This window comes from Microbulbifer aestuariivivens (genome assembly GCF_039545115.1).
GTDB classification, from domain to species: domain Bacteria; phylum Pseudomonadota; class Gammaproteobacteria; order Pseudomonadales; family Cellvibrionaceae; genus Microbulbifer; species Microbulbifer aestuariivivens.
In genome coordinates this window covers 44,888-71,450 of the sequence record NZ_BAABRT010000016.1, presented here as the reverse complement: position 1 = coordinate 71,450, position 26,563 = coordinate 44,888, and the positions used below count along the sequence as shown (strand labels likewise).

Genomic DNA, 26,563 nt, shown 5'->3' with positions numbered 1-26,563 from the left:
TCCTACACCGAGAGTTATACGACGAATTCCTTTCTCTCTTATGTCAGCCGGCGTATCCGCCCGGCGACCATCAAAACTATAGCTAAACTCAGGAAGCCGGGCGGAATCTCTGTCAGGGAAATCAGCACGAAAATCAGTGCTTTACGGTGCGGTACCGGGGACGATTCCGATCGCATAAAAATAGCTTGGACGTGATCGCCGATGCGGCAGTGGCCGCTGGCATCTCCATTGCCCGCATCAGGGCGCTAGGGAGTTACTGGTGTCTCTACGACTCAGTCTGTTGAAGGGTGCCTCCGTACTGACGGTGAGTCAGGCGCTGGTTGCCGCCTGCACATTTTTCCGCAATGTGATTATCGCGCGGCACATTGACACAGAAAATTTCGGCGTGGCCAGCACATTTGCGCTGACCATCACGCTGGTGGAAATGACCAGCCACCTGGCGCTGGATCGCGTGCTGGTCCAGGACCGCGAGGGCGGCCGCGATGACATGCTGGCTTCCGCGCATTTACTGCAGTTCCTCAAAGGCCTTTTGATTGGCGCGATTCAGTTCGCCATCGCCGCGCCGATAGCACACCTTTTTGGCATCGACGACAAGGTCTGGGCCTTCCAGCTGTTGGCGGTGGTGCATGTGCTGACGGGCTTTATGCATTTCGATTTCGTTGTGCGCCAGCGACGGATGGAATTTTTGCCCACCGCCATCTTCGATGCACTGCCGCAGATACTGACCGTGATGGTTGCCCTGGCGGCCACTCTGGTTTTTGAAGACTACCGGGTAATGCTGGCCGTCATCCTGCTGCAGACACTGATGCAGGTGGCGCTGTCGCACCTGCTGGCGCGGCGACCATACCGCTGGGCACTGCGGCGGCAGTTGGCGCGGCGCAAACTGATATTCGCCTGGCCGCTGCTGGTCAACGGCATTCTTATGCTGGGTATTTTTCAGGGAGACCGTTTCATTATCGGCAGCTTTTACGATATGCAGACCCTCGGCTGGTACAGCGTGGCTTTCTCGCTGTGCCTGTTGCCGACGCTGCTGTTTGCCAAGCTGAGCGGCAACCTGCTGATGCCGATACTGGCGCAGAGTCGCGACGACAAGGCATTTTACGAGCGCTGCTGCCAGTACGCGCTGATTGGCTGTTTTTCCTTTGCCGTTGTGATGGTGGTGTTTTTTACCGTCGCCGGTTACGGGCTGGTGCATGTGAGCTTTGGCGAGCAGTACCTGCAGGCGGCAGAGGTGATTGCCTGGCTAACCGGTATGCAGGCCCTGCGGGTGGTGCGCATGGCGCCATCGATCATTGCCAACAGCCAGGGCCACACCAAAAACATCATGATCGCCAATATTTTCCGCTCCACCGGCCTCGGCCTCGCCGTCGCCCTCGGCATCCGCGGGGTACCGGTTACCTGGATCGCGGCCACGGGCATTGCCGGAGAGGCGATCGCGCTGGCTGTTTCGGTTTCGTTGGTGCAGCTGGGAGACGGCAAGGGCCGTTTTGTGGGCACGCTGTTACAGCTCGCCCTGACCGGTACGCTGATCTGTGGGCTGTTTATCTCGTTGATACCGCCTCTGTTGCCCGCACCGGATGACTCGCTGGCGCTGAGCTTCCTGCAACTGGCTATCGGTGCCGTGTCCGCACTGCTGGCGGCGGCCCTGCTCGCCCTGTCGCAGGCACCGGTGAGAAAAGAATTGCTGGCGCTGCTGCGCCCAACCGAGCGCGCGGCACGGGTGGCCGCGGAGGCGGGCCGCTAGGCTGGCGGCAAGCCTGCACGGGAGGCCGTCGCAGGCGCCAATAAACAAACGCAAGCAAACAAGTGAAGCCCGGCAGGCGAAAGCAAACAGGCCAGGCCAATGTGATTGACAGGAACAGAGGTAATTTCGATGAATTATCCGAAACAGTTCGCCCTGGCCTCGCGCCCATTGAAGGAGCTGCCGGGGTGGAAGCACACACAGCTGGATTGCTGGTGGTTGTCCGTCGCGCGGGAAGTACCGGTGATCAAAGTGGTCGGAGAGCAGGGCCAGCTGCTGTCCGTAGTGATCGGCTGGAGTATTTTGCGCGGGCGTCTGCTGCAGGATGGCGAGTCGATTACCAGCCGCTGTGTCGAGGATGGCGCACCGGACTGTTATAACGAAATCTGTGGACGGTTTATCTGTTTCAGCTTCACCGGCGGCGATGTGCTGGTGCGGACCGATCCGGGAGGCCTGTTGGGGCTTGTGTACAATTCAGGCCAGCAGATTCTGGCTTCGTCGCCGGCGATTCTGGAATTGCTGGCACCGCAGCGGGAAGACCCGGAGGTGCGCCGGGCGCTATCCGGTGGCAAGGGCGAAGTCTGGTATCCCATGGGGGTCACACCCTATGTTGGCGTGCAGCGCCTGCTGCCCAATCATGCACTGGCGCTCGGAAACTGGAGCGTGCAGCGGGTATTCCCCCTACCCGGTGGCCGCGGGCGCCGCAGCGATCCCGGCTGTAACCCGCAGGAGTCCATTGCCCGCATCGGCGAGATTCTGAAAGCCAACGTCAAGGCGCTGGTGGACGATGGGCATTTTATTGCCCACCTCACAGGTGGCCGCGATTCGAGAATGATACTGGCGGCGAGCCGCGACTGGCATCAGCAGATGCAGTTCCAGATCATTGCCATGGACCAGTACTACTGCCAGCTAGACTGCCAGATTGCCGCGGATATTGCCGAACAGTTTGACCTCAATTTCCGCCAGCTGCCATTTCTCAAGCCCAGCAGCGAAGAGGTGACGGGCTGGCTGCAGCGGGTGGGTGGTTGTGTCGAGGACACGGTGGCGGCGCTGTGTAAAACCGTGCGGGTCAACGACAGCAACAGCCATGAAATCACCGGCACCTGCGGTGAAGCCCTGCGGGCGCCCTACTGGTATCCAGGCGACGACGTGCTCACCGCGCTCACCGCCGAGGGCCTGCTGAATCGCATGGATATTGTGATCAATCCCTACACGCTGGCACTGGCGGATAAATGGCTGGCGGGGATGCCCGCGGACATGAGCGCCGGCAACATACTGGACTTGGCCTACTCTGAAATCCGCGCCGCCTGCTGGGCCGGGCCGACAGTCTATGGCCACGAGCAGTTGCTGCCATCGATCAGTCCTTTTAACTGTGGCGACTATTACCGGGAGATTCTCGACCTTCCCGAAACCTTCCGTCTGGGCAAGAAAGCGGTGCCGGCGGTGGTGGCTTATCTGTGGCCGGAGCTGGCAGCGATTCCCTACAATCGCGCCCGCGGCCTGGGCAAGCTGCGGTTTATCCGCCAGGAGATCCGCCTGGCATTGCCGATCGAACTGCGCGACTGGATGAAGCGCACACTGCAGCGCTGTGGCATCAGCAGCAACCCGCTGCGCGGTTACCAGAGCTGACGCTCGCTGGCGAGAGGCGAGGTGGGGTGCTGTGTAATCATGTGGGGTGGCGTGTGTGTTGGCGTGTGGGAATAAGCTATAAGGTCGGCTGTGCGGTAAATTGTGCAGCAAAGTGTGCGGCAAGGTGTGCGGCAAGGTGTGCGGTGAATTAAGGCAGCCTGTGTATAGCGCCTAAGGCGTCGGCGATCACCAGCCCAGGCGGCCGGCTCGTCAAAGCCAGGAATCCAGAAATCCAGAAATCGAGAAGCCGAGAAGCCGAGAAAGCAAAAGAAAACCGCCTGCGGGCGGTTTTTTGCTTTTGCTGAGCTGTACTTTACGGCTGGGTCCGGGAATAGACCGGGGAATGGGGCCGGGAATGGGGCGCGGACAAGAAATCAACCCCAGAAGGCCGCAGAAGACCCCTGGGGTGGTTTGTGTGGGCAGTGGCGTTAGCGTTGGGCGGCGGGGCGCGCCGCGTCGTGGGCGCGCTGCCAGGGGCCGATAGAGGGCATGGCAACACTGTCCCTGGGGATCGGCGCCTGCAGGAAGCCGGAATCCTCAACCGCGCCGGGGAATGCCTGCGGCAGCTGTTCCGGCACCAGCAGGCGACGGGCGAGGGAATTTCTCGACAGGGTCAAATCCATCAGCGAGGCAGTGGGAAAACTGAGGTCGTTTTGCACCGCAAAGAAGCTGCCATCTTCCATCAGCTTGGGGTGGCGGCCACAGCCCATAAAGTCGCCGACAATCACTTCGGAGCGCTTGCTGAAGGCCTGTCGCTGCCAGTCCTTGCCCAACTGCAGCGACCAGAAAACATTGCCCTGTTCGGTCACCTCCTCGGGGAACATCGCCGCGCCGAGAAAAATATTGTTGTAGAGCTCAAGCCCGCTGCCATCATAGCCGTCGGCGATACTGTGCACGGCGATGGCCACATTGTAACGGTAACGGGCGTCGGCGCTGCCGCCGTCACAATCACCCTCGCGCTTGTTGGCATAGAAGAAATTATTGCGCAGGACAATATTCTCGCCGAGATGATAAATGCGGAAAGCATAGCGATTGATGGGATCGTAAATGGCATTGCCTTCAAAGAGAATGTTCCGGTAGGCCATGCCCTTTTCGCGCTTGTTGCCGAGGTAATAGAGCATCACGCCGGAGGAGTTGCCGATGCCGTGCATAATATTGCCGCGCACCACCAGGTCATTACTGCTGATGGCGATCATGCTCTGGTGCGGTTTGTCCACCGCCAGCGGGTCCTGCGGATAGGGGGTGAATGTCTCGCCGGTGATATGGTTGTATTCAATCAGACCGTTGCTGCTGCCACTCATATAGAGAATGGCGGAAGCGCCCTTTACCGAGATGTAATTATGCCGAATGGCCACCTCGTGGGAATTGCGCACTAAAACACCCCGGTACACCTCGTAAAATTTATTGCGCTCGATACGCACATCGCGGCTGTCCATCAGGTTAATGCCATAGACGCCGTCATTGGGACCGCGTGCCCAGTGGTCGGAGTGGATTTCGCTGTGCAGCAACTCCACCTTCTGCGCATCGCGCACTTCGACGATGCGCAGGCTGTCCTCGGAATAAATATCAAATCCGTGGAAGGAAAGGTAACTGTCGGTGGGATCGCCATAGGTAAGAGTTATGCCGAGCACCCGTGGCTTGCTGCCGGGAGCGGCTTTGAATTTCAGATAGCCTTTGCGGCCGGGATTTTTGTATTCCTCGAAGCGCGGGTAGGTCCCAGGGTGCACCATTACCGTGGCCGGCCCCTTGAGGGTGCGGCGGGCTTTTTCCAGCGATGCCCAGGGTTCTGCCGCGCTGCCGCTGTTGCCATCGTCACCGCGCTGGATATCCACGTGATAGACACCCGCCTGTGGAGCGGCGCCGGCAGAGGGAGACGGCAGGCGCTGGGCAACGCCGCTGGTCGCCGCGACCGTGCCAGTACCAGTAGCAGTACCAGTAGCAGTACCAGTACCAGCGACAGCGTAGATGACCGGAAAAATGCATCCCCATAAAAAAAGGCAAGCGAAAAACTTCCGCATATTGTTTCCTCCTTGACGTTTTCACCAACTGCTAGTTTGTGCTGTGCAGATTGCTGTGCGGGCTGCTATCCAGGCTGTTATCCGAGCTTCTCTGCAATATCCAGGCTTGTCTGTGCGCTGCCAGCCATTCGCGCGGGCAGCGTGACCAGGTGGCAGCTGGCCGCAGGGCCGATCAATGGGCCGCAATCGATCTTGTGCAGGCGCAGATCCTGAATCTGCGGCCGGGAAAAACCCCGCGGGCGACTGCCACTGCAAAACAGCTCGATACTGTCCGGTGCGAGGGATAGCCCACGCCCGGTGAGCTTCATCAACGCCTCCTTGGCGGTCCAGAACTCGAAGAACAGCCTGCGCCTTTCCCTGTCGCTCGCAGCCAACAACAACTGCCGTTCGGCTTTGCTGAACACCATGCGCAGGAGAGCATCGCCATCGAAAGCGGGTTGTTCCCGTGAATTGAAATCTGGCCAAAGCCCCTGTTGATGCAGCTCAAGGTCCACAGCCACCGAGAGTGACTGAGACAGGGCGCAGATGGCCAAGTCCCCCGAGTGGGAAACATTGAAAGAGAGTGTGCTGCCGGCGAGGTATGGGCGGCCATTGCCGTGGGTCAGCAGGCGCAGGCTCTCAGGCGCGAGGTGCAGTTGCCGGGCGAGAATCCGCCGCAGGTAGCCGCGCCCGCGCACATAGCGGTGGCGGCTTCGTGTACACACAAAGTCTTCGGCCCGCAGGCGCTCATCGGCGCTGAGGCAGCCCTCGGCCTCGGCGAGGGAGATATCCGCATCGCAGTCCAGGCGATAGAAAAATAATCTGACCGGGCGGCTTTTTTTTGCGTCGGCAATTGAGCTGTGATCTGCATCCACCCCTATGCCTGCACCTGCATCGGTCTCTGCGTGCGTCAACAGCGGGTGTCGCGCCTGGGTATCAGTTAAGTCGCCGCGAGGGTGAGATAGCGCGGGGTTTTCCATGGCAACCTCAAATTAGCGGGCCAGGCAGGCAGCTGACAACAACAGTCCGCGGACCAAAGCTGGGCACTGAAAACCCCGGGACACTCAAATCCCGGGACACTCAAATCCCGGGACACTCAAATCCCGGGACACTCAAAACCGCGGGAAGCATAGACAGCAGGCCTGGCAAGAACGGAACTGGCTGGCGCAGAAAATCTGGCAGGCATGAACGCGGTCCGGGCCAGTCGGGATTAGCCGGCGCTGAAATTATTGCGCCGCAGTGAATCGCTGGCTGCAAGCATAGACCGGCCTGCAAAAAGCGTACGGGCAGTGCCACTGATTATTCGTAGCGGCTTTGGCGACGGTTTTTTTTGCCCTGTTGAGCCCGCTGTCACGGATCGCTGAACTAAAAAAAAATAGTGACAAGCTGAAAAGCGCAACTTGTGATCCCATTTTGCTGTGCCATGCTCCCTGAGCCAAAGCCTTGACGGCATCGTCTGATGCGGTGGCGGAATATGGCAGCGGCGCTGTTTGCATTTGCCGGCATACGCAAAGCGGCAAGCGGCAGTAAAGCAGTGTGAGCAGTGAATAAAAAAGAGCAGTAACACCGTTGCGCAGTTGAGCGGTTGAGATGCAGTTGAGATGTAGATGTAGAGGCACGCAGTAGCAGTAGAGGCAAGAGGTAACCCAGGAGGTCGCGACGTTGCAGCAGGGATGGATACGCTCGCACCAGAGCGATCTGGCAGCGATATACCGTTTGATTGACGGTGTCCTGATACTCGCGGTGCTGGGGGTTTGCCTCTCTGTTGCCCGACAACCGATCAGCGGTGACTGGTTGGCCGTTGGACTGCTGGCGGTGATGGCCTTTGTCATCATGGCCGAGCCGGTAGAGCTTTATCGCTCCTGGCGCACAGACAGCTTCCGCGCAATGCTCGCTGCCACATCCATCGCCTGGGTTTCAGTGTGTCTGTTGCTGTTGCTGGTGGGATATTTCACCGGCGCCGGGCATGAATTCTCGCGGCTGGTGGTGGGTTGCTGGTTTGTATCGTCGCTGCTGGCGCTGGGCAGCTGGCGTTATGCTCTGCGCCGCCTGTTGCAGTACCTGCGTGTGCACGACCGCAATACCCGCTCGGCGGCGATTCTCGGGATTACGCCCACGGGGTTACAGCTGGCGCGGGATCTGCGCCAGCATCCGGAGCTGGGAATTCGGTTGCGGGGTTTCTATCACATACCCGGTATTCCCGCGCAGGAAAATACCGCTGCCGACCACATGGCGCTGGTTGGTGACGCTGCGGGCAACCTGGCCGATGCGGCTAATGCTGACAAAGTGGATGGCGTGGGCGGCGTGGGCTGCGTGGGCAATATGCAGGAGGCGCTGGCGGCGGCGCGGTGCGGTGAATTGGACCTTGTCTATATTGCCCTGCCGATCAGCGAGGCAAAACGCATCGATGAGTTGCTGGCCGCATTCGCGGATACCACAGCCACGGTGCATCTGCTGCCGGATATTTTCGGCTCCAGCCTGCTGCAGTCGCGCTGGTATCGCATCGGCCGCAGTGCCGTTCTGAGTATCTACGATACGCCGATACAGGGCATTAATGGCTGGCTGAAAAGATTGGAAGACGTGGTGATCGCCACACTGGCGCTGGTGTTGCTGTCACCGCTGATGTTGCTGATCGCGCTGGGCGTCAAGCTTTCCTCAAGAGGGCCGGTGATTTTTCGCCAGCGCCGTTACGGTTACGGCGGCAATACGATCGAGGTATGGAAATTCCGCTCCATGACCACACAGGAAGACGGCGCAAAAGTTATTCAGGCGACGCGCAACGATCCGCGAGTGACACGCTTTGGCCGCTTCCTGCGCCGAACCTCTCTCGATGAACTGCCGCAATTGATCAACGTTCTGCGCGGAGACATGTCCATTGTCGGGCCGCGCCCACACGCGGTGGCGCACAATGAGCAATTTCGCGGCCTCGTCAGTGGTTACATGTTGAGGCACAAGGTAAAGCCGGGCATTACCGGCTGGGCACAGGTGAATGGTTGGCGCGGTGAGACTGACACCCTGGAAAAAATGAGCAAGCGTGTGCAATACGATCTGGACTACATCAGGCGCTGGTCGCTGTTCTTCGACTGCTACATTGTCCTGATAACCCTCTTCAAGGGTTTCAACTCCAGGAATGCCTACTGACTTAGCCGCCAGAAATAACAACTTTTCACAAAATCACCCAGCAGAAATTATTCGACCACCTAGACTTAAAGCGCTCAAAAATAACACGGACTTTCAATTAACTCGATGCAACCGGTACCCGGTAATGACTAGCAAACTGTTTGCTTCCGCGGTCAAAAGCCGACTTAGATTCTGTCTTTCCACACTGGTCATTGCGGCAGCGGGCATTTTCGCAATGCCCGACGCCAAAGCCCAGTCAATCGATTTGCCGGGAGGCATTACTCTCACCCCATCCATGGGTGTCAATTTGCGTTACGACGACAATATCGACAATACCGTGGAAAACGAGGAAGAGAGCTGGCTGACGGTGACAACACCAAACCTCCTGCTGGAGGCGGATAGCGGAGTTTCGGCCTACAGCCTGAGCTACAGCCTTTCCCGCGCCGACTATCTCAATGCGGATCGTGATTCCTATACCGACCAGGAGCTGTTGGTCGATGCCACCTGGAATTTCCATTCGCGCCACAGAGTCGAGATGAACGTGGAAATGCTCGATATACAGCAGCAGCCCAACAATCGCGCCGCCGTGGATCTGGCCAGCCTGATCCTGGAGCGCGAACGCTATATCGAAAAGGAATACAGCACCACTTATACCTTCGGCGCCGAAGGCGCGCGCGGCCGGGTGGAAGTGACTGTCGGCCACAACGAGCGGGACTTTGTCGAGGAAGATGGCGGCCGCGACCTGAAGGTCGCCTATGCCAGCGGCCTCTTCAGTTTCAATATCGCCGGCGAGACAGACCTGCTGGTGCGTATCGAAGCCGCCGAGCTCGATTACGAGCAGCAACCCGATGAATCGGATTTCGACAGCCGCGAAGTGAATTACATGGTTGGTGCCGAGCGCGAGGGCGAAGTGCTGAGCGTGGGCGTCATGGCCGGTGTCGGCGCGCGTACTTTCGAAGACCCGCAAGTGGAAGATTTCAAGCGGCCTCGCTGGGAGGCTGTGGCCGCCTGGCGACCGCTGGAAAACACCGAGCTGATTTTTACCGCCGAGCGTGCAACCGAGGAGACCCGCGGGTTTGCCAATGTCATCGACGCGAAGAGCGCCTCGGTTGCCTGGAATCATGAATGGACGGGGCGGATCTCGACAGAGATGAGCTTCCGCTACACCAATGCGGACTTTGAAGACTCGAATGTAGTGGAAAATATCCGCAGTGGATTTGCTTCGGTCGAGTACGAGTTTCTTGACGGGGTGACGTTGCTGGCCGGCGTGACGGTGCTGAACCAGAGCGCGACGGAGCCGATCTTCGCCGAAGACCGAACCCGGGTATTTTTTGGATTTGAGGCTGCCCTGTCGTAGGCCGCGAGCTACCTATTGGAGTGTTACACACCATGAACTCTTTGAAATTGCAGCAAGCCAGACTTCGTCCCCTCGCTGTTGCGTTAGCACTGCTGTTCGCGCCGGTACCCGTGTTATCCGGTGAAGCTGACCCGTCATCGATGGAAATTTCCAACTACAAACTCGATTCTGGAGATCGCATCGCCATCCGCGTGTTCGGCGAGGAGAACCTGTCGATGGAAACTTATCTCGGCGATAGCGGGATGATCAATTATCCCTTTATTGGCGAGATCCATGTCAGTGGACTCAACACCTCGGAGCTGGAGCGAAAAATTGTCGCGGGGCTTAAGGGGGATTACCTGATTAACCCCAGTGTCGAAGTTTCCATCGTTCAGTATCGCCCCTTCTTTATTAATGGTGAGGTCAACACGCCCGGAAGCTACACCTTCCACCCGGGGCTCACCATCAACAAGGCGGTTGCCATGGCCAGTGGTTTCACCCCCCGCGCCTCGGAACAGAAGATTACCGTCGAACGCGGGCTTGGTGACAAGAAACGTTCATTCAAGGCAGACATGGACACGCGATTGCTTCCCGGTGACATCGTGACCGTTGAACAAAGCATTTTCTGAGGGCGCAATAATGAATAAGCAAGACGCATTTGAAAGCGACGACCTGATCGATGACAGCGGTCCGGACCTGCGCCGTTACTGGCGAGCCATCCTGTCGCGCAAATGGATGGTGCTGGGAATCACCGCGGCGATCACGGCGGTGGCGGTGCTGGTGGTTTCGAATATGCCTTCCCGTTACGAAGCCACCGCGACACTGATGTTTGAGCTGGACCAGGCCAACCTGGTTTCCGTGGAAGAGATTTATGACGCCGGTAACCAGCGGCGTGAATATATTCTGACGCAGACGGAGCTTTTGCAGTCGCGCGGGGTTGCCGAAAGGGTCATTCGCCAGATGGACCTGCTGGAACATGCTGAGTTTGTTCCCAACCCACTCTTCGAGGGTTCCGCCCTGTGGAGCTGGCTGCCTTTTGTGGGTGGCGATATGGATGGCGATGGCGGGGCCAGTACAGGCGAGAGTGCCGAGCACCGCCGCATGGAGCGCGCCATTACCCTGTTTCTGGAGCGCCTCACCATCGAGCCGAAGCTCAATACCCACCTGGTGGATATCACCTTTAGCGCGCTCTCACCGGAGCTGGCCGCCGATGTTGCCAACACCGTGGGCGAGGCGTATATCGCCAGCCAGTCGGAGGCCCGGGTGCAGTTTACCAACCGCGCCAGTTCCTGGCTGAACGAGCGGCTGGAAACACTGCGCGATAAACTGGAGCGTTCCGAGTCGGCGCTGCTGGCCTTTCAGGAGCAGGAGGGCCTGGTGGATATCAGTGGTGTGCCGAGTCTCGCCGAGCAAGAGGTGAATGAAGCCACCACACAGCTGCAGGAATTGCGCCGCGAACTGCGCCAGGTGGCCAGTATCCAGGAGCAGGTGCAGGCGCTTGAGGGCAATGAGCTGGCACTGGCCAACCTGCCGGAAGTGCTCAACAACCCGATGATCCAGGAAATCAAGCGCAACGAGGCGCTGGCCAGCCGCGCGGTGGCCGATCTGTCCCGCCGCTACGGCGCCAAGCACCCGGACATGGTGGCCGCGAATAATGAACTGGCGATGGTGCGCGACCAGCTGCGCAGTGAAGTGCGCAACCTGGTGGACGCCCTCGACAGCCGCTATCAGACCGCGCTCGCCCGTGTGCGCGCTCAGGAGCTGGAAGTGCAGCGGGCCAAGGAGAGTTTCCAGAAGGTTTCGCGCAAAACCGTTCGCTATGGCGAACTGCAGCAGCAGGCCGAGATTAACCGGCAGTTGTTCAACACCTTCCTCACCCGGGTGAATGAAACCCGCGAGGCTTCCGGTTTTAATATGGCGCCGGCGCGGTTGGCGGATCTGGCGGTGCCGCCGGTGGAGCCATCGGCCCCCAACAAGCGGCTGATCGTCGCCGCGGCACTGGCTGTGGCACTGATGCTCGCAGTCGGTATCGCTGTAATGCTCGACTACCTCCGTGTGGGCGTGCGCAGCCCGGAAGATGTCGAGCTCTATCTGCGTCAGCAGCTGATGGGCCTGATGCCGGATGTGGAGAAGGTCACTGGCCAGCGGCTGGAGCTGCGCGCCTTCTTCGATCCGGACCAGTACACCTTTGCCGAGTCAGTCCGCACGCTGCGCACCGGCATCGTGCTGTCGCGCTTCGGTCTCTCTGATCGCAACTCTGAGCGTAACTCCGATCGCAAAGAAACCAAGGGACCCAAGGGGCAGGTGCTCGCCATCACCTCCTCGGTACCCGGTGAGGGCAAGACCACCGTGTGCGAAAACCTCGCCTTTGCCCTCGGCCAGGTGGAAAAAGTCTTGCTGGTGGATGCGGACCTGCGCAAACCCGTGGTGGGCATCGACTTCGGCGTGGATCGGGCAAGGCCCGGGCTGACCGATATGATCGAGGGCACCGCGGCCATCGACGAATGCATTCACCGGGATGAGCGGGGCGGTATCGATATTATTCCCGCCGGTCGCCTGTGTGACGATCCACAGAAACTGCTGGTGTCGCCACGCTTCGATGAAATGATCAAGGTGCTGGCGCGCAGTTATGACCGGGTCATTATCGACACTCCCCCGGTGCATGCGGTCAGCGATGCGTTGATTATCGCCCGCTCCGCCAGTTCGGTGCTGTTCGTAGTCAAGCACGACGACGTCAACAAGCAGCTGGTGGCGAACGGCCTGCACCGCCTGCAGCAGTCGGGTTCGCAGGTGGCGGGCGTGGTGCTGAACCAGGTGGATATCACCGACAAGAGCGTTTATGTGAAGGAATACTACGGCTGCAATTACTGCAATTACGGCCGCGAGCAGAGCCGGCACAGCCATCGCAAACCCTCCAAAGGGCGGGTCAGATATGTGGAGTCGTCCCGGGAAAGAGTCTAGGTACAAGGGTCTAGGTGTAAGGGTTTAGGTGCAAGCATCCAGGCAAAAGGAGCTAGTGAAAGTGCCCAGGCAAAGAGCCCCAGTAGAAAGAACCCCAGTAGAAAGAGCCGAAGTAGAAAGCGTTTAGATGTACGACCTGCACTGCCATCTGCTGCCCGGCGTCGATGACGGCGCCGACAGCATGGAAAGCGCACTGGCGCTGGTGCGGGCCGCCATCGCCGATGGCACCACCCACGCAATACTGACACCGCATATTCACCCCGGCCGCTACGACAATTCCCTCTCGCAACTGTTGCCGGTTTTCCAGCAGTTCCGCGCAATGGTGGGGGAAATGCCCGGCGAAATAACGCCCGCGATCAGCGCCGCCGCGCAGGCCCCTGCCCAACAGGCGGATGAAAAGGCGGATGAAAAGGCGGATGAACAGGCGGATGAACAGGCGAATGAACCGCGGGCGCAGGCGCAGCAGGCCGGCGCCGGGCTGCAACTCGCCCTGGGGGCGGAAGTGCGCCTGAGTGACGACCTGCCGGCATTGCTCGAGCAGGGCGAAATCCCCTTTATCGGCGAATGGCACGGCGATCCTGTGCTGTTGCTGGAATTGCCCCACAGCCATATCCCCCCCGGCAGCGAGCACTTGCTGAAATGGCTCGGCCAGCGCGGTGTCCGCACACTGATCGCGCACCCGGAGCGCAACCGCGATGTGCTGCGCGACCTGAAACGGCTGCGCCCATTGGTGCAGGCCGGCTGCCTGCTGCAGGTGACCGCCAGCGCCGTGGCGGGGGATTTCGGTCGCGGCGCGCAGACCCGCGCCCATCAGCTGCTGAAGCAAAACCTGGTTACCGTGCTCGCCTCCGATGCCCACCACCTGCGGCGGCGTCCGCCGGGGCTGTCGCGCGGGCGCGCCGCGGCGGCAAAAGTGATCGGCGAGAGTCGGGCGCGGGAGCTGGTGCTGGACAATCCCCGGCGGCTCAGCCAAAGCCGTTTTGTGACCAGCGGACTTGAGAGTCCGGTCTGATTTCTCCGGTCTAATTTCTCCGGCCTGATTCCTCCGGCGTTTGTGGCCCCTCTTTTATTGCAATAAGCGCTTTTTTCAAGCCGCCGGCGCTGCTGCCCATGGTGTGGTCGCCGCGATCGCCGCTATCACCGTTTAGTCATCCACTCGCGTTTTTTGCCTCACCCTCAGAGCCCGGTTCTGACTGAAACCCGGTTTTTCTGCTTCTCAGGCGGGGGTGTTGCCGCCTGTCGCCCACCGCAGTTGAACTAAGCTGAAGGAGTAATTGAAATCTCGCAGTGAGCAGGTGTTACCCATGAAAAAATTTCCGACGAAGACCAGTATTCTCGCCATTTGTGTCCTCGGGCTGGCGGTTGGCGCCTGCAGCCCGAAGAAGGAGGAACAGAAAGAGGCGCTGACTGAGGCGGAGGCGCCCCTGTCCGCCCCTCAGGCGGAAGGTATGGAGAGTGGCCCGGTAGGCTGCTGTCAGGAGGGGCCGGATGCCTGCGCGTCACCGGCCTACAAGCAGGAATGCCTGCAGACCGATGGTGAATTCCACGAGGGCAAGGCGTGCGATATTGAAGCGGGCAAATGCGGGGATGCGCCCTAGTCGCCGCGCTTAAGTAACTCTGCGGCGGCTTCTGTTTAGCGCGCCGCAGCCGGGCCTGATTTGTCGTGCATGGCCCCGGACAAGCCTCGGCGGAGGCGCTAGTGGGCGGGCAACAGCCCGGCAAAGTGACTGCCGGTGGGGTAGTCGCCCGCCGACCAGCCCAGCCGCACCACCACCGTGTTGGTGGAGGGCGAGATCATCACCACCTGCTTGCGGTTGCCCAGCATAAAGTAGGCGTCTGCCGGCAGCTGCGGAAAGCGCAGCGCCTCGGCCCCACCTGTCGCGCCATGGCCGTTGAGCCAGAACTGGTAACCGTAGCGGGGGTCATTGTCGCTGGGGTTGGGCGCCGAGGCGCGCGCCACCCACTCCTCGCTCAACAGCCGCTGGCCATACCACTCCCCCCGGTTCAGCATCAGCTGGCCCAGCCGCGCCCAGTCCCGCGCCGATGCGTAGACGTAGGAACTGCCCACCAGCACCCCGCTCGGGTCCACCTCAAAGACGGTATTCGCCATGCCCAGCGGTTGCAGCAGCTGGTGCTGGAGAAAGTCGATGCTGGCCTGCACATCGTCACCCAGCTGCCCGTGCAGCCAGCGGGCAATGAGGTTGGTGGTGCCGGAGGAGTAGGAAAAATGTGTGCCCGGGGCAAAGGCGGCCGGACTCGCCAGCGCTACAGCGGAGGCGCTGTGGGCGCGGAACAGCATGCGGGTGGCGTCGCTGCCCGGGGCATAGGTTTCGTCGAAGTCCAGCCCGGAAGACATCTGCAACAGCTGCTCCAGGGTGATGTTGCGGCGCTCATCGTCGAGCCATTCGGCAAAGAGTCCGCTGGCCTGCCGCTCGCCGTGGCCGAGGGTCTCCAGCCGCCCCTGCAGCATGGCGGTCACGCTCTTGCCCATGGACCAGCCCAGCAGCGGTGTGTCCGGGCCGATACCCGCGCCGTAGGATTCCGCCACCAGCTTGCCATCCTGCACTACCAGCAGGGCGCGGGTTTCACGGCCGGCGGCGTTATCCGCGGCGAGCATACTGTCGAGCTGCTGCTGCAGCATGGGGTCGATGGCGGGTGTGGCGCCGCCCCGGGGCCAGGGCTGGTCACTGCCGCTGATGGGGGCCGCGGTCACCCGGTCGAGGGCCGTGGTATCGCCGATTTCCAGCGCGCAGCCGAGGCCGTCGCGGTAGCGGGCGCTCACTGCGGCGAGGCCCAGCAGGTCCGCGCGCACCCGCTTGCGGCTGTCGTCGTAGTCGAGATTCAGCAGGCGGTTGGCCGGTGAGTAGGAGGCCAGGTCGTCGACGATCCGCGCCGGTTCAAAGCCCGACACATAGCGCGCGGAACAGGCCAGCTTGGCCCCCATGCCGGTGGCGACACGCACCGCGCTGCCCAGCTCGGTGATGGAAAAACCCAGCAGGCGCGGCGCCAGCAGGGCGGCGCCCAAGCCCAGCAGAGCGAGCAGGATCAGGGTGAGCAGTGGAGTGGCGATGATTTTTTTCATGAGGATCTGGTCTGGGTCTGGGTCTGGGTCTGGGTCTGGGTCTGGGTCTGGGGCGGCGGCCTCAGCGGCTAGCGCAGGCTGGCCCGGCGCATTCTATCGGCCCCCTGCCGGCAAAACTGGTCACTTTGGGTCATGCATGGCGCCGCCCTGGTTCAGCTGGCGCCCAATGAGTTAGTTGCAGATGCAACCATTATGGTTACAATTGCAACCAATCTGCGCGCGGCACCGGCACCTGCACCTGCACCGGGGCGGCTGCGGCAGCCAGCAGAACGCACTGCAACTGAGGCAACCGAGCGAGCGCCGCGCTTGAATGCAGCGGTATTGGCGGCAGGGCGATACATAGCAGCGGCATAGAACGCAATGCAATAGAACCCAGTGCGATAGAACCCAACGCAAGAGAGAGGCACCGATGGCGGACCTGTTTGAAAACCCGATGGGGCTGAAGGGCTTTGAGTTCGTGGAGTTCACCGCGCCGCAGAAGGGCATCCTGGAAAACGTCTTCGACGCCATGGGCTTTACCCGCGTGGCCCGCCACCGCTCCAAAGATGTCGAGCTGTGGCGCCAGGGGAATATCAACTTCATCACCAATTACGAGCCCAAGAGCCACGCCGACTACTACGCCCAGGAGCACGGTCCCTCCGCCTGCGGCCTGGCCTTCCGGGTGCGCGACGCCGGCTTCGCTTATGCGGAGGCCCTGAGAAAGGGCGCGCAGCCGGTGGAAGTGCACACCGGACCGATGGAGCTGCGCCTGCCCGCCATCAAGGGCATCGGCGGCGCGACCCTATACCTGATCGACCGCTATGAGGACGGCAGCGCCATTTACGATATCGACTTCGAGTGGCTCGACGGCGTCGACCGCCATCCGCAGGGCTGCGGCTTCCATACCCTCGATCACCTGACCCACAACGTCTACCGCGGGCGCATGGAGTACTGGGCCAATTACTACGAGCGCCTGTTCAATTTCCGCGAGATCCGCTACTTCGATATCAAGGGCGAGTACACCGGCCTGCTGTCCAAGGCCATGACCGCGCCGGACGGCAAGATCCGCATCCCCCTGAATGAAGAGGCGGCCGGGGGAGGCGGGCAGATCGAAGAGTTCCTGATGAAATACAACGGCGAGGGCATCCAGCATATCGCCCTGGCCTGTGACGACCTGATCGCCTGCTGGGACCGGCTCAAGGCCCGCGGCATGGAGTTTATGACCCCGCCCCCGGCGACCTATTACGACATGCTGGCAGAGCGCCTGCCCGGACACGGTGAACCCACCGCCGAGCTGCAAAAACGCGGCCTGTTGCTGGACGGCACCACCGAGGGCGGCCAGCCGCGCCTGCTGCTGCAGATCTTTTCCGCCAATATGCTCGGCCCGGTGTTTTTTGAATTTATTCAGCGCAAGCAGGATGAGGGGTTCGGCGAGGGCAACTTCAAGGCGCTGTTCGAGTCCATCGAGCGGGACCAGCTGCAGCGCGGTGTGATCGCTGACAAGAATAAAAAATCCGCAAACAAGCCGGAGGCCTGAAATGGGCATCCAGCGCATTCACCATGTGGCCTACCGCTGCCGCGACGCCCGCGAGACGGTGCAGTTCTACCGCGACCTGCTCGGCATGGAGTTCCAGCTGGCCATCGCCGAAGACCGGGTGCCCTCCACCGGCGCGCCGGACCCCTATATGCATATCTTTCTCGACGCCGGGCAGGGCAACGTACTGGCCTTCTTCGAGTTGCCCAACTCGCCGCCCATGGGCCGCGACCAGAACACGCCGGAGTGGGTGCAGCATATCGCCCTGGAAGTGGAAAGCGTGGACGAACTCATCGCCATGCAGCGCAAACTCGAAGACGCGGGTATCGATGTGCTCGGCCCCGTCGACCACACCATCTTCCAGTCGATTTATTTTTTCGATCCCAACGGCCACCGCATCGAGCTGGCCGCCAACACCGCCAGGCCTGGCATGCACGCAGAATTGAAGCGCGTGGCGGAAGAGATGCTGGATGAGTGGTCGCGCACCAAACAAGCGCCGCGCCACGCGGCGTGGATGCACGGCGACGCCGACTTCAAACCCCTGGACCCTTAATTCACCGACTGAACGCAAGAGGAGGGCAGCGTGAAGTTAGCCAGCCTGAAATCCGGCCGCGACGGCCAACTGGTGGTGGTCAGCGATGACCTGACCCGCATGGCCTCCGCGGCCGCCATCGCCCCGACCCTGCAGAGCGCCCTCGACAACTGGGCGGCGGTCTCAGACAGGCTGGAGGCGTTACAGGGACAACTGAACCGCGCTGAAGTCGAGGGCGAGCCGTTTGACCAACACCGCTGCCACTCGCCTCTGCCGCGCGCCTATCACTGGGCGGATGGCAGCGCTTATGTGAACCATGTGCAGCTGGTGCGCAGGGCGCGCAATGCCGAAATGCCGGAGAGCTTCTGGAGCGACCCGCTGATGTACCAGGGCGGTTCCGATACCTTTCTGGCCCCGCGCGCGCCGATCACCATGCCGCAGAGCGAGGGCTTCGGCATCGACTTCGAGGCGGAAATCGCCGTGATCACCGACGACGTGCCCATGGGGGTGACGCCGGAGCAGGCCCTCGGCCATATCAAGCTGGTGATGCTGGTGAACGACGTGTCCCTGCGTGGCCTGATCCCCGGCGAGCTGGCCAAGGGCTTCGGCTTTTACCAGTCCAAGCCCTCCAGTGCCTTTTCACCGGTGTGCGTGACGCCGCAACAGCTGGGGGATCAGTGGCAACAGGGCAAGCTGCACCGGCCGCTGGTGTCGGAACTGAACGGCAGGATTTTCGGCCGCCCCGACGCCGGCGTGGACATGACTTTTAATTTCGGCCAGCTGGTGGCGCACGCGGCCAAAACCCGCCCGCTGGGCGCCGGCAGCATCATCGGCTCCGGCACCGTGTCCAATCAGCTCGACGGTGGCCCCGGCAAACCGGTGGCGGAGGGCGGCGTGGGCTACAGCTGCATCGCCGAGATCCGCATGATCGAAACCATCCGCACTGGCGCGCCGAGCACGCCGTTTATGGATTTCGGCGATCGCATCGCCATCGAGATGTTCGACGATCAGGGCCGCTCCATCTTCGGGCGTATCGAGCAGGTGGTGGAAAAAGCCTGAAAAAACCTGAAAACCGCCGGCAATGCCAAAGGCCACCCGGTTGGGTGGCCTTTGTTATTTGTGCGGTTTCTTCGCAATTGTGCCGGGCATGCCGTTGCGCTGGGAGCAGGCTTACAGCCTGCGCATGGAGAGCAGCGGCATCTGCCGCCGTATTCTGGCGAGGGTCTCCGCCTCCAGTTTGGCCGTCACCACCGCCTCGCCCTCGTCCGCTTCGGCGAGGACCTGGCCCCAGGGATCGATAATCGCTGAGTGTCCCCAGGTGCGCCGGTTGGGCGAGTGCTGGCCGCCCTGATTGGCGGCGATCACAAAACAGCCGTTCTCGATGGCGCGGGCGCGCAGCAGCGTCATCCAGTGCGCCTGCCCGGTGGTGTGGGTAAAGGCGGAGGGCGCCACCAGCATTTCCGCACCGGCCATGGCCAGCGCCCGGTAGAGCTCGGGAAAGCGCAGATCGAAACAGATACTGAGGCCGAGATCGCCCCAGGGGGTGGAGGCCACCCGGATGGCATTGCCGGCTTCGATGCTGGCGGATTCCCGGTAGCGGCCCGCGGCATCGTCCACCTCCACATCAAAAAGGTGGATCTTGTCGTAGCGGGCCCGCAGCCTGCCGCGGTCGTCGTAGACCAGGCAGGCGGAGCGGCTGCGCGAGCCCTCGGTCGCTGAGCCGTCGGCGCGCTCGCGCAGCGCCACCGAGCCCGCCACCAGCCAGATTCCCAGCTCCGCCGCCCAGCGCTGCAGCGCATGCTGGATTGGCTGCTGCTCGGCGCTGGCCCGGTTTTCGCCGACGCGTATACCACCGGAGCCTTCTGAGCCTGCGTCATCGATCCCGGCAAAAGTCTCGGCCACCGCATAACTGCCCCGCCCCGACAGGTGGGCAAAGTTTTCCGGCAGCAGCGCCAGCTGCGCGCCGCCGGCGGCCGCCTGCTGCAGCAGCGCCCTGGCGCGGGCAAGGTTGTGCGCGACGGAATCGCCGCTGACCATCTGTATGGCGCTGACAACAATATCTTTCACGAGTGTGTCTCTTGCATATGCGCTGCCCTCTCAAGATTTCCCGACCGCAGAACTTTGCCTGGCTACAGAGGGATAGCGCCCAATCCGGGCGCCGGCGAAGGCGGTGGCGATGGGGCGGAGAATGTTGCCAGCCAGCATACAGGGCGGCAACCGGCCCCACAATTTGGCCACCGGCTGCACTGCAGGGGTTATTCCTGACGGGCTGGAGGTTTGGCTTCTCTTTGGGCTCTCCTTACCCGCTTTCTACCCGCTTTCTACCCGCTTTCTATCCGCTTTCTATCCGCTTTCTACCCGCTCTCGCTGGCCGTATCTCTCTGCCACCGCCGTATCTTTGCCTGATGTTTGTTGCCTCTGTTGGCTTTATCTGCGCGCTGTTACGGAAGCATTCAGGGGTGTGTTGAGTCGGCTTGCGCATCCCGTTGTCCTCCCCGGGTTGTCTTCCTCTGGGTTTATTCCCACGGGGGTTATTCCCGTGCGGATCGCAAGAGGGGTTCGAGAAAGGGCTCGCAAGCAGGTTTGGCGCGCAGGTCGCATCGCCTAGGGCAGGTCAGTTGGTATGAAAATAACCGTCTGATCCTGTTATCAGCTGCGCCGCCTGTTGGCGGCAACGGCCAAACCCCACCAGCAACCCGCTTTTAATGGGGCGGCAAGTGGATCTGGCCCACCAAAACTCCCGGATAACGGTTTGTTTTATGTGCAAACTCGGTCCAGTGTGTCGAAACTGTCCTAAAGGCCCCGGATTCTGGTTGATAGCGGACAAGCCGTTGCAGATTTTTTTAGACCAGTGGATAACCCTTATTCTTGTCGGGTGAAGTCATAAAAAAACTATATATTTCAGTGAATTAAAGTGTCGTGCAGGCTGGGTGGGCACTGTGGCAATTCAGCGGGGGGGATAATTGGACGAATCCCAGCGGTGAGGGGGCTAAAAACCCGGTTGAATTCCGCGAAAATTGTGGCACTCTTGAGTCAGACCAATTGGTATTTTTATGAGGTCTTGGTAATACCGATGGTACAAAAGAGTTGGCTAGGACTAATGAATAACAACAGCTTCAGCTGCAATGGGAGAAGAACCGTGACCATTCCAACCAGTAAACGAACAATATTGTCGGCCTGTATCTCTTTGGCGATTGCGGGCAGCCCGCTGGCGTTTGCCCAGAGTAACGACAAAGGCGAACAGGGCGCCTCTCTGGAAGAGATCACCGTAACCGGCATCCGCGGCAGCCTGCAGAGCAGCGTCAACAGCAAGCTGAACAACAGCTCCATCGTCGACGCCATTACCGCTGAAGATATCGGCAAGTTCCCGGATAAGAACGTGGCGGAGTCCCTCTCCCGCATCACCGGTGTTGCCGTTACGCGGGATTTCGGTGAAGGGGAGAAGGTGGCCGTGCGCGGTACCGACCCGAGCCAGAACCGCGTGCTGCTGAACGGTGCCTCTGTCACCTCCGTGGACTGGTTTACCCTTTATCGCGCCACACGGGCCTTCAACTATTCGATCCTGCCCTCCAATGTGGTCTCCTCTCTTGAGGTGTACAAATCCCCGCAGGCGGATATCCAGGAGGGCTCTCTGGGCGGCACCGTGTACCTGAAGACGCGCAAGCCGCTGGACCTCAAGGCCAACACCCTGTCCCTGAAAAGCGAGGCCCAGTACTCGGATATCTCCGGTGAGGTGGATCCGCAGCTGACCGGCCTGTATTCCTGGAAAAATGACGACGAGACCTTCGGCGCCCTGATCTCGCTGACGCAGCAGGAGCGCTCCCTCACGCGCCTGGGCCGCGAGACTCTGGGTTATGCGCGCACAGAAATCCCCGGCGTGGAGGGGGATGCCGCGGATGGCAAGGTCTGGTACCCGAAGACCGTCAACCACGCGATCTTCGTACAGGACCGCAAGCGCGAAACGGCGCTGGCGTCGCTGCAGTGGCGGCCCACCGAGAATCTGGAATCGACCCTCAATATCCTCAATACCTCACTCGACGCCAACAACCAGAACTACTCCTATCTGGCCACCTTCAATGACGGCGGCGATCGTATGTTCGACGTCGACAGTGCCAAGGTAGTGGACGGCGGTGTGGTGGCCGGCCAGGCCATCCCCAGTGTCAAAGAAGATGACAGCCTCGGTAACGGCCCGGAAGCACATACCCAGTGGTTCGGTCGCGACTCCTCCATGGAGACCAGCTCCTACGACTTCACCCTCGACTACGACACCGACGCTTACAAAGTCAGCGGCCGCCTCGGCCACAGCGCCTCGGACGGCGGCACCCCGCGCCAGCGCTATATGCTGATGCGCAACTACATGGATCACGTGACCTTCGATGAGAACCTGAACCTGGGCCTGTATATCGAGCCCGACCGCCAGGAATCCGCGGAAGAGCGCGACCAGCGCGCCCTGGCCTGGTTCAACGAGATCGGCACCCTCTATGAGGACGAGGAAACCTACGGCGGTGTCGATGTGGAGTTCCGCTTCGACGGCGAGGTATTCCGCAACCTGAAAACCGGTATCTTCCTGCGCGACCGCACCAAAGGCCAGGAGCAGTACCTGACCTCCTTCCACTGGTGGCGCGATGACCAGTACGACGAGCTGGGCGAGATCAAGGACGGTGAAAGCCGCTGGTTCACCGAGTGGAACGGCGAGCAAACCACCCTTGGCGGTTTGACCGCCGGCGGCGACGTGATCGACGGCTATCCGGTATTTAATGTGGCGGAGGCCTATAAGCGCTTCGATCCAACCGCGCCGTTTACCGGTGCGCGGGTGCCGGTGCTGGCCCAGACCTGGGAGATGAACGAGAAGATTTCCGCGGCCTACGTGAAAGCCGAGTTCGATCTGCAAGAGCGCATCTCCGGTGATCTGGGTGTGCGACTGGTGTACACCGACCTGGCCTCCAGTGGTTACTCCTGGCAGAACGGCGATGATGTCTTTGTCGCCGGGCAGCTGGTGGGCGGCTACGATACAAACCTCGATACCGCTGACAAGGAATACAACCTGCAGTGGGAAACCGTCGACCACGACTACTGGAACCTGCTGCCGAACCTGAACCTGTCGTTCATGCTGAACGAAGACATGAAGCTGCGCTTCTCCGCCAGCCGCACCATGGCCCGTCAGACCTTCAACGACATCGCCTTTCAGGAGAGCTACTCGACCCTCACCGGCAGTGGCACCCGCGGCAACCCGCAGCTGGACCCCACTGTGGCCAACCAGTATGACTTCGCCTACGAGTGGTATTTCGGCGATGCGTCCTATGTGTCCGCCACCTACTTCTTCAAGGACATCAGCAACAACCTGACCGCGACCAAGAGCATCGAGCAACGCTACGACCCGATGACCGATTCCAATATCGATGTCGAGTTCACCCAGCTGCAGAACGGACTCGGTGCGGAAGTTCAGGGTCTGGAGTTGAGCTACCAGCAGACCTTCGGCGATTTCGGCGTGGTGACCAACTACACCTACACCGACGCGCAGAGTTCCGAAAAGCGTGATCCGCTCAACAAGCCCGGCTCCGGCGTGGTGATGGGTAACTCCGAGCACATGTTCAACATCGCGCCCTTCTACGAGAGCGAGAAGTTCAGTGCGCGGCTGTCCTATAACTTCCGCTCCTCCTATCTCGACAATGTCCATTTCTATGGCAATGAGTACTGGACTGACGACTACGGACAGGTGGATTTCTCCGCGAACTACGACGTGACCGACCAGATCACCGTCAACTTCGAAGGCGTGAACCTGACCGGAGAGAAAATCCGTCAGTACCACATCGAGAAGAGCCAGCTGGCGTCCCTGTACGAGAACGACACCCGCTTTGTGCTGGGTGTGACCTATCAGCTGGACTGATCTGTTGTTCTCTCACTGAGGCCTGTTTACGGGCCTCAGGCTTCCTCGCTGGGGGGCATTTGCCCCCTTTTTTTCAGCCCATCTTTTTCATCAACCGGCACTGACCTGCCCACAACTTCAAGCAGCATTGAGACCGGTTTGTGAGCAAACGGGGTTTCAAACTTCGATGCCAACCATTTCCATCGCCAATCCGCATTTGAGCGCCCGCATTCGTCTGCGCGGTGCCGAACTGTGCAGCCTCAACGACACTGTGCGCCAGCGGGAATTGCTGTGGCGGGGAGATCCCGCGGTCTGGTCGGGCACAGCGCCGATTCTATTCCCGGCGGTTGGGCGATTGCGCGAGAGCGGTTTCCGCTACCGCGGGCAGTTTTATGACTTGCCGATACACGGCTTCGCCGCCGCGAGGGATTTTTCCATCGAGTCCCGTTCGCCGAGCGCCGTCACCCTGCGTTTGTCGGACACTGCCGCCACCCGCGCGGTCTATCCCTTCGCATTTGATTTGCGCGTGCGCTTTGAGCTGATCGAAAACACCATCCGCATCGACTATGCAGTGACAAACCCGGCCGCTGAGCCGCTGATCTTTTCCCTCGGCTCACATCCGGCATTCGCGCTGCCCGCCGCAAGCATGGGCGAGGCAGCGGCGCAGCTGCATTTTGATCGGGAAGAAGAGGGGGTTTGCCACCGCATTCGCGACGGACTGCTGGGAGATGCGGAGCCGCTATGCCTGGCAGAGCGGAGGCTTATGCTGCGGGCTGACACCTTCGCCGAAGACGCAATTATTCTGCGCAATCTGCGTTCGCGCAGGCTGTCGCTTTACGCCGCCGGCGAGCGGTTATTGACCTTCGATACCGGCGGCGCGCCGCATCTGGGTCTGTGGGCGAAACCCAACGCGCCCTATCTGTGTGTTGAGCCCTGGCTCACCACCGACGACAGCCGCGATGCGCCACTGGAGATCAGTGCCAAGCCGGGCTTTATCACCCTGTCTGAACGCGATTGTTTCCAGATGCACTATCAGGTCTGTGTATAACCAGTTAGAAAATTTCACAGCCCAGCCCAGCCCAGCCAGCGGCCGCCGGGCTTGGTAAAAAAATCAAAAAAACCAAAAAGGTCCCGATGAGGAATCCATAATGAAAAAAATAATGCTCACACTTCTTCTGGCCTGGGGGAGCCTGCCCAGCGTGGCGCAGGTGACCAGCCGCGATGCGGATGCCATTCTCGCCACTCAGCAGCCGGTCGCGGTGAATTACAATTGCAGCAGCCTGAGCTTCGATGTGCCGCCGCTGATTGTCGAAGGGCGTACCTTCGTCGAGCTCAACGGGATTTTCGCGGCTATGGGCATCGGCCTGCAGTGGGACGGCGCCACCCAGAAAGTCACCGGCAGCAAAGATGGCACCACGATTGAACTGTGGATCGGCAGTACCACGGCTTACGTCGATGGCGTTGCCGTCACTCTCGATGCCGCGCCATTTATCGCCACGCCCTACAATCGCACCATGGTGCCTGTGGCCTTTATCGCCCAGGCCACCGGCGCCGATGTGAGCTGGAACGGCCTCTGGCGCACGGTGATTATCAGTGACCAGCCCTGTACCAGCGCTTCGGACTGGCAGACTGGCTCCCTGTCCGGGGATATTGTCGATCCGACCCTGCTGCAGCCATTGGCGCTGGAGATCGATCAGCGCAAAATCTGGAAGAGCAACAACCCGGAGACGGTGGACGGTGATGGCTGGTTAATGCAGAACAGCCGCGCAGATGCGCAGAGAGGCGGCGCAGCCACGCCCCTGAGCGGCTGCTTCGACGTTTATCTGTTCCACATCAACAATTCCGGTTCGGCCAAGTATGTGCACCTGCTGGCGTCAAACCCCAACAGCAGCAGTGTGACCCTGACCGGCAGCGGCTCCATGTACAACAACAGCGAAGAACCCCTGGTAGGCATCGGCGGCGGGCTGAATTATCAGGTGGCCTATGACTGGCTGTTCGACACGCCGCGCAGCACTTTCAATAGCAGCATCCCGCCCCTGAGCGCCACCGAGCTGGTGCGTGTTCCCCTCAGCAGCATGATCGATGGACGCTACGAGCTGTGCACCGATCAGGGGGTTTATCTGTATACCGTGGCCACCAGCACCGGCGACAGCAACGATGCCATCAACCTGTCGCAAAGCGGTCGGGCGCCGGGCTATATTGCCCGACCGGACGTGGACAAATTTGGTCGTGAGGCGGGTATCTATCAGGGCTCAGGCATCAGTGCCGTGCAGGTGGTGGAGCTGCCCCAGGGCCCCGGGCATATCGCTTTTAATTTCAATACCACCAATAAAATCTACACCTACCTGCAGGACCAGACTTCCGCGGCGCTAATGCATCTGGGGGATTCCTCCGATCGCACCCACGGCAATTACGGGCATCACTACAAGGTGACCCTGCATCTCAGAAATCCGGCCAGCGTGGCGCGCACGGCCACCTTTACCTTTGCTTCCAATCTCACCGGCAGCGGGCCCTCGTTTACCTGGAACAGTCCCGCGCTGCTGAACGGACAGCTGAAAAACATTTATGTCACGCCGCAGAAGCCCGCGCAGACACTGGCCAGTTACACCCTGCCTGCCAGTGGTGCGCAAACCATCAACCTTGAGCTGTATGTGCCGGGCCTGATCACCACCAACCAGCAACTGATTGTGGAAGTGAACTGAAGCCGGCTGGGCGCGCAGCGCTGGCGTCAGCGCTGTGGGCCTTGTGAATCGCAGGTCCTTTATGCGCACCGATAGAGGTCAATA

The 26,563-nt window shown here is 60.6% G+C and carries 18 protein-coding genes; 14 read left to right on the top strand and 4 right to left on the bottom strand.

Translation table 11 applies throughout. From position 1 onward, the window contains the following. The first annotated feature begins 259 nt into the window (after positions 1-259). Both ABEA58_RS10515 and ABEA58_RS10510 read left to right on the top strand, forming a co-directional pair. Positions 260-1,744 (top strand): oligosaccharide flippase family protein, encoded by a 1,485-nt coding sequence (locus tag ABEA58_RS10515; RefSeq protein ID WP_345551294.1) that lies wholly within the window; start codon positions 260-262, stop codon positions 1,742-1,744. 129 nt (positions 1,745-1,873) lie between these two features. Further along, positions 1,874-3,370 (top strand): hypothetical protein, encoded by a 1,497-nt coding sequence (locus ABEA58_RS10510; RefSeq protein ID WP_345551292.1) that lies wholly within the window; start codon positions 1,874-1,876, stop codon positions 3,368-3,370. A 428-nt stretch (positions 3,371-3,798) separates the two neighbouring features. Here the strand turns inward: ABEA58_RS10510 and ABEA58_RS10505 are convergent, their stop codons facing one another. Next, positions 3,799-5,388: a right-handed parallel beta-helix repeat-containing protein gene (locus ABEA58_RS10505; RefSeq protein WP_345551290.1), complete on the bottom strand. Its 1,590-nt coding sequence runs from the start codon at positions 5,386-5,388 to the stop codon at positions 3,799-3,801. 77 nt (positions 5,389-5,465) lie between these two features. Then, on the bottom strand, positions 5,466-6,242 hold the full coding sequence (locus ABEA58_RS10500) for a 4'-phosphopantetheinyl transferase family protein (protein ID WP_345551288.1): 777 nt from the start codon (positions 6,240-6,242) through the stop codon (positions 5,466-5,468). An 841-nt stretch (positions 6,243-7,083) separates the two neighbouring features. Here ABEA58_RS10500 and ABEA58_RS10495 point away from each other — a divergent pair. The 6 genes from ABEA58_RS10495 (at position 7,084) to ABEA58_RS10470 (ending at position 14,382) form a co-directional block, all read left to right on the top strand. Next, positions 7,084-8,508 carry an undecaprenyl-phosphate glucose phosphotransferase gene (locus tag ABEA58_RS10495; RefSeq protein WP_345551286.1) on the top strand — a complete coding sequence of 475 codons (1,425 nt, stop codon included), beginning with the start codon at positions 7,084-7,086 and terminating at the stop codon, positions 8,506-8,508. A 214-nt stretch (positions 8,509-8,722) separates the two neighbouring features. Then, entirely contained in the window at positions 8,723-9,844 is a 1,122-nt protein-coding gene (locus tag ABEA58_RS10490) for an outer membrane beta-barrel protein (protein ID WP_345551284.1), read from the top strand. A 41-nt stretch (positions 9,845-9,885) separates the two neighbouring features. Next, entirely contained in the window at positions 9,886-10,452 is a 567-nt protein-coding gene (locus ABEA58_RS10485) for a polysaccharide biosynthesis/export family protein (protein WP_345551282.1), read from the top strand. A gap of 10 nt (positions 10,453-10,462) precedes the next feature. Beyond that, positions 10,463-12,784 (top strand): GumC family protein, encoded by a 2,322-nt coding sequence (locus ABEA58_RS10480; protein ID WP_345551280.1) that lies wholly within the window; start codon positions 10,463-10,465, stop codon positions 12,782-12,784. Between the two features lie 127 nt (positions 12,785-12,911). Continuing rightward, positions 12,912-13,796 carry a tyrosine-protein phosphatase gene (locus ABEA58_RS10475; RefSeq protein WP_345551278.1) on the top strand — a complete coding sequence of 295 codons (885 nt, stop codon included), beginning with the start codon at positions 12,912-12,914 and terminating at the stop codon, positions 13,794-13,796. A gap of 292 nt (positions 13,797-14,088) precedes the next feature. Further along, complete coding sequence (locus tag ABEA58_RS10470; RefSeq protein ID WP_345551276.1) at positions 14,089-14,382, top strand: hypothetical protein; 294 nt, start codon at positions 14,089-14,091, stop codon at positions 14,380-14,382. 98 nt (positions 14,383-14,480) lie between these two features. Here the strand turns inward: ABEA58_RS10470 and ABEA58_RS10465 are convergent, their stop codons facing one another. Further along, positions 14,481-15,866, bottom strand: a complete 1,386-nt coding sequence (locus tag ABEA58_RS10465) for a serine hydrolase domain-containing protein (RefSeq protein ID WP_345551274.1) — start codon at positions 15,864-15,866, stop codon at positions 14,481-14,483. A 409-nt stretch (positions 15,867-16,275) separates the two neighbouring features. Between ABEA58_RS10465 and hppD the strand changes: the two genes are divergently transcribed. From hppD to ABEA58_RS10450, 3 genes are read left to right on the top strand one after another with little or no spacing between them, the layout of a single operon-like run. Further along, positions 16,276-17,382: a 4-hydroxyphenylpyruvate dioxygenase gene (gene hppD, locus ABEA58_RS10460; protein WP_345551272.1), complete on the top strand. Its 1,107-nt coding sequence runs from the start codon at positions 16,276-16,278 to the stop codon at positions 17,380-17,382. 1 nt (position 17,383) lies between these two features. Next, positions 17,384-17,932 carry a VOC family protein gene (locus ABEA58_RS10455; RefSeq protein ID WP_345551270.1) on the top strand — a complete coding sequence of 183 codons (549 nt, stop codon included), beginning with the start codon at positions 17,384-17,386 and terminating at the stop codon, positions 17,930-17,932. 30 nt (positions 17,933-17,962) lie between these two features. Continuing rightward, positions 17,963-18,970, top strand: a complete 1,008-nt coding sequence (locus ABEA58_RS10450; RefSeq protein ID WP_345551268.1) for a fumarylacetoacetate hydrolase family protein — start codon at positions 17,963-17,965, stop codon at positions 18,968-18,970. Between the two features lie 111 nt (positions 18,971-19,081). Here the strand turns inward: ABEA58_RS10450 and ABEA58_RS10445 are convergent, their stop codons facing one another. Further along, positions 19,082-19,978, bottom strand: coding sequence for a carbon-nitrogen hydrolase family protein (locus ABEA58_RS10445; protein ID WP_345551266.1), 897 nt, complete (start codon positions 19,976-19,978; stop codon positions 19,082-19,084). A 1,102-nt stretch (positions 19,979-21,080) separates the two neighbouring features. Here ABEA58_RS10445 and ABEA58_RS10440 point away from each other — a divergent pair. The 3 genes from ABEA58_RS10440 (at position 21,081) to ABEA58_RS10430 (ending at position 26,479) form a co-directional block, all read left to right on the top strand. Continuing rightward, positions 21,081-23,798, top strand: coding sequence for a TonB-dependent receptor (locus ABEA58_RS10440; RefSeq protein ID WP_345551264.1), 2,718 nt, complete (start codon positions 21,081-21,083; stop codon positions 23,796-23,798). Positions 23,799-23,964: 166 nt separating this feature from the next. Beyond that, positions 23,965-24,825 (top strand): aldose 1-epimerase family protein, encoded by an 861-nt coding sequence (locus tag ABEA58_RS10435; RefSeq protein ID WP_345551262.1) that lies wholly within the window; start codon positions 23,965-23,967, stop codon positions 24,823-24,825. 112 nt (positions 24,826-24,937) lie between these two features. Further along, the gene (locus ABEA58_RS10430) at positions 24,938-26,479 is read left to right on the top strand and encodes a DUF3370 family protein (RefSeq protein WP_345551260.1); all 1,542 of its coding nucleotides are present in this window, start codon (positions 24,938-24,940) and stop codon (positions 26,477-26,479) included. The last annotated feature ends 84 nt before the right edge of the window (positions 26,480-26,563 follow it).